Raw genomic sequence first — 10,860 nt, forward strand, 5'->3', positions numbered from 1 at the left:
AGGGCGGCGGCCGGCACGGGCGGAGGGGCGCTGCGGCTCTGGGCGGCCCGCTCACCGGGCCCCTGGGCCGGTTCCGGGACCTGCGGGTGCGCCGCGAGCAGGCCCGGCCGAGCCGCGCCGCCGACGGCGGCCGTGTGCGGCCGGGTCGGGTTCCGGTGGTGGGGCCGCCCGTCTCCGAGGCCGGCGGCCGCCCTCCCCCCGAGGCCGGGCCGCCCGGGCCCACCCTGCCGCCACGACCGCGTTCGCCAGCGCCGCCGCCCGCCACCGCCGGGACACCGCGGCCAGGACGAGCATGCTCACGCTGTGCGTCACGTCGATCGTCCAGCCCCAGCGGGCCACCACGCCCTCCGGCCGCCGCAGGACCGCCGCCGCCTGGGCCAGGTGGCGGAAACCCAATGCCAGCGCCATCTTCCGCGGCACCGGCAGGTACCGCGAAACCACCAGTACCCCGCCGCCCCACGCCGCACGGGCCGTGGCCACGCCGCGCGTCACCGGAGGCTCCGGCGCACCGCGAAACCCGCGGCCACCGCGGCCGCGCCGAGGGCGGCCGCCACCGCCGTCCACCTGCGCCGGGGCGGCGAACCCGGGGGCGGGCCGCCGAGCCCGCGGGCCAGCAGCTCCACCAGGTGCACCCCTTCCCGCCCGCCGCTGTCGAGCTCGTGCAGCTGGGTCCGGCAGCTGAAACCGTCGGCGAGCACCGCCGTCTCCGGTGCAGCGTCCCGGACGCGGGGAAGCAGCACCCGCTCGGCGCACGCCTTCGACACCTCCAGGTGCCCCTTCTCGAACCCGAAGTTGCCCGCCAGGCCGCAGCAGCCCGAGTCGAGGTGCTCGGCGTCGACGCCTGCCGCTTCGAGGAGCTTGCGGTCGGCGTCCCAGCCCATGATCGCGTGCTGGTGGCAGTGCACCTGCGCGATCGCCTTCGCGTCCAGCCGGGGTGGTCGGTAGCCGGGGGAGTGCTCGGTCAGCAGCTCGGCGAGGGTGACCGTCTGCGCGCGCAGCCGCCGGACGTCCTGGTCGCCGGGGAACAGGTCGGCCGCGTCCGCGCGGAACACCGCCGTGCAGCTGGGTTCCAGGCCGACGATGAGCCCGCCGTCGTGCAGGTGCGGGGCCAGCTCGCGGACCGTGCGGGCCAGGATGTGCTTCGCGACGCCCAGCTGCCCGGTCGAGATCCACGTCAGACCGCAGCACAGCGCCGCCGACGGCAGCTTCACCCGCCACCCGGCGTCCTCCATCAGCCGGATTGCGGCCTGCCCGACGTGCGGGTGGAACGAGTTGGTGAACGTGTCCGGCCACAGCAGCACCGTCCCGCGGGCGCCGGTGCCGGACGGCCCGCGCCGGGCGAACCACTGCTGCAGCGTCTCCCCGGCGAACATCGGGACTTCGCGGTCCTCCACGCCCGCGACCAGGGTCGCCAGCCGGGCCAGCCCCGGCGCGTGCGTCAGGGCGTTGACCACGCGCCCGGCCCGCAGCCGGCCCACCACCTGGGCGAACGCCGGCAGCCAGCCCATCGTGAAGTCCGACCGCGGCCGCCGCCAGGGCCGGCCTTCGTAGTGGTGGGCGAGGAACTCCGCCTTGTACGTCGCCATGTCCACATTGGCCGGGCAGTCGGTCTTGCACCCCTTGCAGGCCAGGCAGAGATCGAGGGCCTCCCGCACCTCCGTGGAGCGCCAGCCGTCGCCGACCGGGCTGTCGCCGTGGCCGTCCAGCATCTCGAACAGCAGCCGCGCCCGGCCGCGCGTGGAGTGCTCCTCCTCGCCGGTCACCTGGTACGACGGGCACATGACCTGCCCGCCGCTCGTGGTGTGCTGACGGCAGCGGCCGACGCCGACGCAGCGGTTGGCGGCCTGGGCGAACGAGCCGCCGTCGTCGGGGAAGCGGAAGTACAGGTCCTGCGGGTCGGCGGGCGCCCAGCCCGCACCGAGACGCAGGTTCTCGTCGAGCCGGTAGGGGGCGACGACCTTGCCGGGGTTCATCCGGTTCCCGGGGTCGAAGACGGCCTTCAGCCTGCCGAACGCGATCACCAGGTCCTCGCCGAACATCTTCGGCAGCAGTTCGCCGCGGGACTGGCCGTCGCCGTGCTCGCCGGAGAACGAGCCGCCCAGCTCCGCCACCAGGTCGGCGGCGCGCTCCATGAACCGCCGGTAGGTGGCGACACCGTCGGCGCTGTAGAGGTCGAACGGGATCCGCGTGTGCACGCAGCCCTGGCCGAAGTGACCGTACAGGCTCGGGCCCGTTTCGCCGGCGTACCCGAACTCTTCGTACAGCGCGGTCAGCTTCCGCAGGTACTCGCCGAGCCGTTCCGGCGCGACGGCGGAGTCCTCCCAGCCTTCGAAGGTGTCGGCCCGGCCCGGCAGGTGCGCGGTCGCGCCGAGCCCGGCCTCGCGAACCTGCCAGAGCTCCTCTTCCCGGGCGGGATCATCGAGGAACTCGACGTCGGCTTCGTGCTCGGTGTCGTGCAGGGCGTCGAGCATCCGGTGCGCCTGCTGCTCGGCCTCCTCGTGCGTGGCCGCGGCGAACTGCACCATCAGGAACGCGCGCCCGTGCGGCAGCTCGCCGAGGGCCTTCGGGTTCATGTCCTTGATCTGCTCGTCCCGGATCAGCTTGTGGTCGACGCCTTCCAGCGCGACCGGTTCGTGCGGGAGCACCGCGGGCACGGCGTCGGCGGCGGTGGCGATGTCCCGGTAGCCGAGCACCACGAGCGTCCGTTCCGGCAGCACCGGGACGAGCTCCAGCTCGGCCCGCAGCACGGTGACCAAAGTGGACTCGCTGCCGACGAGCAGCCCGGCGACGTCGAAGTGGTGCTCCGGCAGCAGCGAGTCCAGGTTGTAGCCCGAGACGCGGCGCGGGATGTCCGGGTACCGGCGGCGGATCTCCTCGCCGTATTCGTCGCGCAGCCGGCGCAGCTGCCGGTAGATCGCGGCGCGCGGATCGCCGTGCCGCTCGATCGCGGCGTACTCCTCGTCGGTGGTTTCCCCGCACCAGAACCGGGTTCCGTCGTAGGTGACGACTTCCAGGCGGGCGATGTTGTCGACGACCTTGCCGGTCCGCTGGGCCGTGGCGCCGCAGGAGTTGTTGCCGATCATGCCGCCGAGGGTGCAGTTCATGTGCGTCGCCGGTTCCGGCCCGAACCGCAGGCCGGTGTCGGCGAGCTGCCGGTTCAGTTCGTCGAGCACGATCCCCGGCTGGACCACGCAGGTCCGGGCGTCCGCGTCGACGGACTCCAGTTCGGTGCAGTACTTGGAGAAGTCGAGCACGACGGCGGTGTTCGTGCACTGGCCGGCGAGGCTGGTGCCGCCGCCGCGGGACAGCACCGGCGCCCGGAACTCCCGCGCCACCGCCAGCGCCGCCACCGCGTCCTCCGGCGTCCTCGGCAGCACGACGCCGAGGGGCACTTGCCGGAAGTTGGACGCGTCGGTCGAGTACGCCGCGCGTGTGCCGCGGTCGAACCGGACTTCGCCGTCGACGCGCTCGCGCAGCGCCGCGGCGAGCGCGCCGGTGTCGATCTCCTCGCGATCCGCGTGGCGCACCACCGGATCGGGGAGCTGGACGGGTCCCATCGCGGATCCTCCTTCAGAGTGCGTACTCGGCCGCGGCTTCGGCGCGGAAGGCCAGCCCGTGGCCGGGCGTGGCCATCGACGGCGTCACGGTGCCGCCGGCGGGGTCGAGGCAGCCGTCGAAGAAGAGCCGCTCGATCCGGTCGTGGTCGGCGAACCACTCGATGTGCCGGAAGTTCGGGGTGGTGACGGCCGCGTGCGCGGAGAGGTTCGGCGCGCAGTGCGCCGAGACGTCCCGGTTGACCGCGGCGGCGAGGGCGGTGGCCCGCCGCCATTCGGTGAAGCCGCCGCAGCGGGTGACGTCGACCTGCAGGCAGTCGACCACCGGCAGCATGCGCGCGAAGTAGGGCAGGTCGTAGCCGTACTCCCCGGCGGCGACGTCCGGGCCGCCGGGGAAGCGGGTCGCCGCGAGCCCGGGCAGGTCGTCGCTCGAAACCGGTTCCTCGAACCACGTGACGCCGTACTCCAGGAGCCGCTCGGCGACGCGGCGCGCCCGGCCGGGGGAGTAGGCGCCGTTGGCGTCGACGTACAGCGCCGGGTCTTCGCCGATCGCCTTGCGGGCCAGCGCGACGCGGCCGAGATCGCGGTCCGGCGACTCGCCGATCTTGATCTTCACCCGCGGGATGCCCAGGTCGTGCACCCAGTGGTCCAGCTGGGCGGCCAGCTCGTCGTCGGAGAGCGTGGTGAAGCCGCCGCTGCCGTACACGGCGACCTCGTCGTGCACCCGGCCGAGCAGCCGGCTCACCGGCAGCCCGAGCGACCGGGCGGCCGCGTCCCACAACGCGATGTCGACGGCGGACATGGCGCACGAAACCAGGCCCGGCCGGCCGAGGTTGCGGATCGCGTGCTGCATGGCCGTCCAGCAGGCGGGGACGTCGAGCACCGGGCGGCCGCGGACGGCGCCGGAGAGCACGCCCTCGACCAGCGGAACGCAGGCGGCGTCGGCATAGGTCCAGCCCAGCCCGCGGATCCCGCCGGCTTCGACGTGCACCACGACGATCGTGGTGGCATCCCAGGTCAGCGTCCCGTCGGCCTCGGGCGCGGGGGTCGGCACCCGGTAGGCCCGGGCGCCGACCCGCTCGACCGTGGTCACCGGCTCTTCCCGGGCAGGAATTCCTGCAGCTTCGTCTTGACGCCCTGGGCGACGAGGTGGAACGCGTCGGGGTCGCCCTTGAGGACGGCCTGGGCGGCCGACTTCACCTGCTCGAACGTGGCGTGCGGCGGGATCGGCGGCACGTCCGGGTCGCAGCGGACGTCCAGCACCGCCGGCTTGCCCGCAGTGAGCACGGTGTCCCAGGCCGAGGCCAGCTGCTCCGGCTTGTCCACCGTGACGGCCGCGAGCCCGAGGGACAGCGCGAAGCCGGCGTAGTCGACGTCCGGCAGGCTCTGGGACTCCTCGAACTTCGGCGCCCCGCCCATCGCGCGCAGCTCCCAGGTGACCTGGTTGAGGTCGTTGTTGTGGAAGACGCAGATCACGCACCGCGGATCGCTCCAGAGGTGCTGGTAGCGCGCGACGGTGATCAGCTCGGCGAGGCCGTTCATCTGCATGGCGCCGTCGCCGACCAGGGCGATCACCGGCCGGTCCGGGTGGGCGAACTTGGCGCCGATGGCGTACGGCACGCCCGGGCCCATCGTGGCGAGGGTGCCCGACAGCGACCCGCGGATGTCGCCGCGGATGCGCAGGTTGCGCGCGTACCAGTTGGTGGACGAGCCGGAGTCCGCCGTGACGATCGCGTTCTCCGGGATCCGCTTCGACAGCTCCGACACGACGGCCATCGGGTTCACCGGCTGCGCGTCGACGGCGGCTTCCTTCTCGACGGTGTCCCACCAGGACGCGACGTTCTTCTCGATCGTCTCGCGCCACGACCGGTCCGGCTTGCTCTTCAGCCGCGGCAGCAGGGCACGCAGGGTGGCCGCGCTGTCCCCGACCAGGTTGACCTCGGTCGGGTAGCGCATCCCGATGAACCGGCCGTCCAGGTCGATCTGCACCGCTCGCGCCTGCCCGAAGTCCGGCAGGAACTGGCTGTAGGGGAAGTTCGAGCCGACGATCAGCAGCGTGTCGCAGTCGCGCATCATCTCGTAGCTCGGCCGGGTGCCGAGCAGCCCGATCGAGCCGGTCACCCACGGCAGGTCGTCGGGCAGGACGTCCTTGCCCAGCAACGCCTTCGCCACGCCCGCACCGGTGACCTCGGCGACTTCGCGGACCTCCTCGGCCGCGCCGCGCGCGCCCTGCCCGACCAGGATGGCGACCTTCTCGCCCGCGTTGAGCACCTCGGCCGCCGCGTCGATGTCCGGCTCCGCGGGCACCGGCCGCGACCACGCCGTGCTCGGCGGGCTGGACGGCACCTGCTTGAACGCGTGCTGGGGCGGGGAGTACGGCTCCTCCTGCAGGTCCGCGGGGATGATCAGGGCGGTCGGGCAGCGGGACGACTCGGCCGTCCGGATGGCCCGGTCGAGCGCGTTCGGCAGCTGTTCGGCCACGTTGACCTCGACGAGGTACTCGCTCGCGACGTCCTTGTAGAGCGCCTGCAGGTCCACTTCCTGCTGGTAGCTGCCGCCCATCGCGCTGCGTGCGGTCTGCCCGACGATCGCGACCACCGGGACGTGGTCGAGCTTCGCGTCGTAGAGGCCGTTGAGCAGGTGGATCGCGCCCGGGCCCGAGGTGGCCATGCAGACGCCGACCTTGCCGCTGAACTTCGCGTAGCCGACGGCCGAGAACGCGGCCATCTCCTCGTGCCGGGCCTGGACGAAGCGGGGCTGGTTGTCCGCCTTGCCGAACGCGGCGACGATGCCGTTGATGCCGTCGCCCGGATAGGCGAAGACCTGTTCCACGCCCCACTCGCGCAGGCGCTGGAGCAGGTAGTCACCGACTGTCTGGCTCATGAGTACTCCCTTTGGCGTGCGATGCCGCTTCGGTGAGCGCCTCGTGGACCCGGCGGGCCACGACGGCGGGCCGCGGCCGCACCGGTTCGGGCCACCGGACCAGGACCGCCGGCTCCTCCGCGCCGTCCGGTTCCACGGCCAGGCACCAGCCGCCGGCGTCGGTCCACGCCAGCATCAGGAACCGGCCCGCGTGCCGGGCGGCCAAGGCGATGTAGGCGGTCGACGGGCTGCCGTACTCGCTCCACGATGCGGCCGGCTCGACGCGCAGCAGTTCGGCGACGGTCTCGACGTAGTCGCGCAGGGCCGTGGCCTCGACGTGCCCGGGATCCGGTTTCACCGGCGCGGACGCCTCCTTTCGCGGTCGCCGTCGGCGCTCACGAATCGCTGTACCCGCTTTCGCCGTCTATCATACTTGCGTGACGCAAACGTGGCAGGAGCAAGACGGCACCGACGCGGCGCTGGCGGTGTTGCGGGCGATGGTGATGATCGCCGACTCCACGGTCGAGCGGAACACCGAACAGCTGACGCTGACCCAGTTCCGCGCGCTGCGGGTGGTGGTCGACCGGACCCCGGTCACCATGGGCCGGGTGGCGCGCGAGCTGGCACTGAACCCGTCTTCGGTCACCCGGGCGTGTGATCGGCTGGTCGCGCTGAACCTGCTGGAAAAGGCGCCCAACCCGCTGAACCGGCGGGAGACGCTGCTCGCCCCGGCCGCGGCGGGGCGGCAGCTGGTGGACCGGGTCGACCGCGACCGCCGCCGGGTGCTGGCGGAGGTTCTCGCCCGGCTCGGCCCCGCGGCGCGCGAGGCCGCGGTGTCCGCTTTCGAGCGGTTTGCCCGGGCGGTCGAAGCGGACGAAAGGGATTCGCGTTCATTGTTGCGTCGCGCAAACTAAGGTCGGCGGAAAAATGTTTGGCGGCCGGCGGAGCGGGTAACCCCGGCGCCGGCCGGTCGTGATCGGAGGTCCTCACCGTGGGAAAGCGCGACGGAATCACCGAGCCCTGGGGGACCAGGACGCCCTACGGCCCGGGTGAGCCGTGGCCGGTCCGGGTGGACCGCCACCTCGCCGACGGCCTGCGGCCGGACGAGGTCGACCGGTGGGTCCGCAGCGCCGCGGTGCTGCACTCGAACGGCGACGGGCTCGACATCGCGGTCAAGGACGGCCGGATCGCCGGGGTCCGCGGCCGCGCCGACGACCGGGTCAACCACGGCCGCCTCGACCCCAAGGACCTCTTCGCCTGGCAGGCGAACGCCGCGCCGGACCGGCTGACCACGCCGCTGGTGCGCCGGCACGGCGAGCTCGTGGCGGCGAGCTGGGACGAGGCGATGGACCTGATCGTCCGGCGCAGCAGGGAACTCCTCGACGAGCAGGGGCCGGGTGCCCTCGGGTTCCACACCAGCGGCCAGCTGTTCGCCGAGGAGTACTACACGCTCGCCGCGATCGCCCGCGGCGGCCTGGGCACCAACCACCTCGACGGCAACACCCGGCTCTGCACGGCGACCGCGGCCGCTGCGCTGAAGGAGTCCTTCGGCTGCGACGGCCAGCCGTCGTCGTACACCGACGTCGACCACGCCGACGTGATCGCCCTCTTCGGGCACAACATGGCCGAAACCCAGGCCGTCCTGTGGTCGCGCGTCCTCGACCGGCTCGCCGGGCCGAACCCGCCGGCGGTGCTCTGCGTCGACCCGCGCGACACCCCGGTCGCCCGGGCGGCGACGCTGCACCTGGCGCCGCTGCCCGGGACCAACGTCGCCCTGATGAACGGGCTGCTGCACGAGATCATCGAGCACGGGTGGGCCGACCTCGAGTACGTCCAGCGCTGCACGGTCGGCTACGACGACCTCGCGGCGATGGTCGCGGACTACCCGCCGGAGCGCGCCGCGGAGATCTGCGGGCTCGACCACGGGGAGATCCGCGAAGCCGCCCGGCTGCTCGGCTCCGCGGAACGGCTGCTGTGCACGGTCCTGCAGGGCTTCTACCAGTCGCACCAGGCGTCCGCGGCCGCCGTGCAGGTCAACAACCTCGTCCTGCTGCGCGGGATGCTGGGCAAGCCCGGCGCGGGCGTGCTGCAGATGAACGGCCAGCCGACCGCGGAGAACACGCGCGAATGCGGCGCCGACGGCGATCTGACCGGGTTCCGCAACTGGGCCAACGACGCCCACGTGGCCGAGCTGGCGAAGCTGTGGAACGTCGACACCGCCAGGATCCCGCACTACGGGCCGCCGACGCACCTCATGCAGATGCTGCGCTACGCCGAAACCGGGACGCTGCGGTTCCTCTGGGTGTCGGCCACCAACCCCGCCGTCTCGCTGCCCGAGCTGAACCGGATCCGGTCCATCCTGGACTCACCGCGGCTGTTCCTGGTGGTGCAGGACGCCTTCCTCACCGAAACCGCCGAGCTGGCCGACGTGGTGCTGCCCGCGGCGATGTGGGGGGAGAAGACCGGCACGTTCACCAACGCCGACCGTACGGTGCACCTGTCGGAGAAGGCCGTGGAGCCGCCCGGCGAGGCTCGCCCGGATCTCGACATCTTCCTGGACTACGCGCGGCGCATGGACTTCCGCGGCAACGACGGCGAGCCGTTCCCGCAGTGGCACGACGCCGAAACCGCGTTCGAGGCGTGGAAACGCGCGTCGGCGGGCCGGCCGTGCGACTACAGCGGGCTGAGCTACGCCAAGCTGCGCGAGGTCAGCGGCGTCCAGTGGCCGTGCACTCCGGACAGTCCTGAGGGGACCGAACGGCTTTACACCGACGGGAAGTTCTTCGCCCAGCCCGATTACTGCGAAAGCTACGGCCGAGACCTCATCACGGGCGCGCCGATGGAACCCACCGAATACCGGGCGATGAACCCGGAGGGCAAGGCCATGCTCAAGGCGGCCGAGTACCTGCCGCCGCACGAAACCCCCGACGAGGACCACCCGTACTTCCTGATCAACGGCCGGACGATCCACCACTTCCACACGCGCACCAAGACCGGCCGGACGCCGCAGCTGCGGGCGGCGGCGCCGGAGGTGTGGCTCGAGGTGTCCGAACGCGACGCGGCCGCCGCCGGGCTCGCCGAGGGCGACCTCGCGGAGGTTTCGACGCCGCGCGGCGCCGTCCGCGCCCGGGTCCGCGTCGGCGGCATCCGCGACGGCGTGCTCTTCCTGCCGTTCCACTACGGCTACTGGGACACCGACCACCCGGCGGGCAAGGACGGCGACCGCGCGGCCAACGAGCTCACCTTCACCGACTGGGACCCGGTGTCCAAGCAGCCGCTGTTCAAGACGGCCGCGGCCGCGCTGCGCCGGATCGGGGCGGTGCCGGCCCCGGCCGCCGAGCCGGTGCCCGCGGTCGTCGACGAGGAGGTCGTCCGATGAAGCTCGACCTCGTCCTGCGGGAACTGCACCGCGCCGAGACGCAGCTGGCCGAGGACCTGCTGAAGACGTCCGGCCGCCATCACGCCGAGCACGAGATCCACCACCTCGCCCGCGACCTGGCGGGCTGGTCGGCGGCGCACGTGCGGGACCTCGCCCGCGCCGGCCGGGCCCACGGCCTGGACCTGGCCGAGGACGTGCCCGGTCCCGGCCCGCTGGAGCCGCTGCGGACGGCGCTGTCCGAGCTGGGCGGCCGCCGCCCGGAGCCGGGCGTGCTGCTGCTGACCGACCTGCGCCGGCTGCACCGCCGGGCGGCGGGCGTGTCGCTCGACTGGGAGCTGCTGGCGCAGGGCGCGCAAGCGGCGAAGCAGACCGAGCTGCTGGACCTGGCGAGCCGCTGCCACCCCCAGACACTGCGGCAGCTGAAGTGGACGAACGCGATGTTGAAGGTGCTCTCGCCGCAGATCCTGACCAGCTAGGTTAGCCGGCCGCCACCCGGGTACCGCGTGATCATGCTGCCCACGGTGAAGGACCTGGCCGAGCTGACCCGGCTCTTCGAAGCCGAAGGCGAGGGCGACCTGTACGTCCGCTGGTCCCGCGGCCCGGAGGTCGATCTGGCGGACTCGGGCACGAGCCGCGACGGGCTGACCGGGATCGCGCTGCCGGGCCTGTCGGCGAACTCGCTGCGGCTGGAACGCTGGTGGCAGGACCGGTCGCTGCGCCTGTGGCTGGCGCGGCGCCTGTACGACTACGAGCACCTGCGCGAGCTGCGCGGCCCCGGCGTCCGGCCGTGGGTGCTGCGCGGCCGGGAGATCGCGCGCGGCCCGGACAACGAGCCGCTGGTGGTGGACGCGGAGCCGCTGGCGTGGGTGGCGGACGAGGTGCTGCAGGAAGCCCGGCGGCTGGTGGACGAGCAGGGTTCGCGGGAGTGGGGCCCGATGGACCGCCGCGCCCGTCGTGAGTGGTAAGGCGAGTTAGGACGCGCCTTACCACGCACCACCCCCCCCCACCCGCTCGGACCCCCCCGCCGGCACCCCCCCCGGGCCCCCCCGGCCCCCAAGCCAGCCC

General features: G+C 73.2%; 9 protein-coding genes. 4 read left to right on the forward strand and 5 right to left on the reverse strand.

Annotated elements, in window-relative coordinates; all coding sequences use genetic code 11:
• Positions 1-51 precede the first annotated feature (51 nt).
• The 5 genes from AB0J55_RS44830 to AB0J55_RS44850 are packed head-to-tail and all read right to left on the reverse strand — an operon-like array spanning position 52 to position 6,774.
• Positions 52-492 (reverse strand): hypothetical protein, encoded by a 441-nt coding sequence (locus AB0J55_RS44830; protein ID WP_364264021.1) that lies wholly within the window; start codon positions 490-492, stop codon positions 52-54.
• Positions 489-3,557 carry an FAD-binding and (Fe-S)-binding domain-containing protein gene (locus AB0J55_RS44835; RefSeq protein WP_364264024.1) on the reverse strand — a complete coding sequence of 1,023 codons (3,069 nt, stop codon included), beginning with the start codon at positions 3,555-3,557 and terminating at the stop codon, positions 489-491. The genes AB0J55_RS44830 and AB0J55_RS44835 overlap by 4 nt, the downstream gene beginning before the upstream one ends.
• Positions 3,558-3,570: 13 nt before the next feature.
• Positions 3,571-4,647, reverse strand: a complete 1,077-nt coding sequence (locus tag AB0J55_RS44840) for an enolase C-terminal domain-like protein (RefSeq protein ID WP_364264027.1) — start codon at positions 4,645-4,647, stop codon at positions 3,571-3,573.
• Complete coding sequence (locus tag AB0J55_RS44845) at positions 4,644-6,437, reverse strand: thiamine pyrophosphate-requiring protein (protein WP_364264030.1); 1,794 nt, start codon at positions 6,435-6,437, stop codon at positions 4,644-4,646. Before AB0J55_RS44845 ends, AB0J55_RS44840 begins: the two co-directional genes overlap by 4 nt.
• Positions 6,418-6,774: a DUF6292 family protein gene (locus AB0J55_RS44850; protein WP_364264033.1), complete on the reverse strand. Its 357-nt coding sequence runs from the start codon at positions 6,772-6,774 to the stop codon at positions 6,418-6,420. Before AB0J55_RS44850 ends, AB0J55_RS44845 begins: the two co-directional genes overlap by 20 nt.
• Positions 6,775-6,853: 79 nt before the next feature.
• On the opposite strand from AB0J55_RS44850, the gene AB0J55_RS44855 reads away from it, so the two are divergent.
• The 4 genes from AB0J55_RS44855 to AB0J55_RS44870 all read left to right on the forward strand — a co-directional run bounded on the left by AB0J55_RS44855 (position 6,854) and on the right by AB0J55_RS44870 (position 10,760).
• Positions 6,854-7,330 (forward strand): MarR family transcriptional regulator, encoded by a 477-nt coding sequence (locus AB0J55_RS44855; protein WP_364264036.1) that lies wholly within the window; start codon positions 6,854-6,856, stop codon positions 7,328-7,330.
• A gap of 77 nt (positions 7,331-7,407) precedes the next feature.
• Positions 7,408-9,795: a nitrate reductase gene (locus AB0J55_RS44860; RefSeq protein ID WP_364264039.1), complete on the forward strand. Its 2,388-nt coding sequence runs from the start codon at positions 7,408-7,410 to the stop codon at positions 9,793-9,795.
• Entirely contained in the window at positions 9,792-10,271 is a 480-nt protein-coding gene (locus AB0J55_RS44865) for a hypothetical protein (RefSeq protein ID WP_364264042.1), read from the forward strand. Before AB0J55_RS44860 ends, AB0J55_RS44865 begins: the two co-directional genes overlap by 4 nt.
• Positions 10,272-10,304: 33 nt before the next feature.
• Positions 10,305-10,760, forward strand: coding sequence for a DUF6098 family protein (locus tag AB0J55_RS44870; RefSeq protein ID WP_364264045.1), 456 nt, complete (start codon positions 10,305-10,307; stop codon positions 10,758-10,760).
• Positions 10,761-10,860 lie beyond the last annotated feature (100 nt).

The organism is Amycolatopsis sp. NPDC049688, from assembly GCF_040674975.1.
Taxonomy (GTDB): Bacteria; Actinomycetota; Actinomycetes; order Mycobacteriales; family Pseudonocardiaceae; genus Amycolatopsis.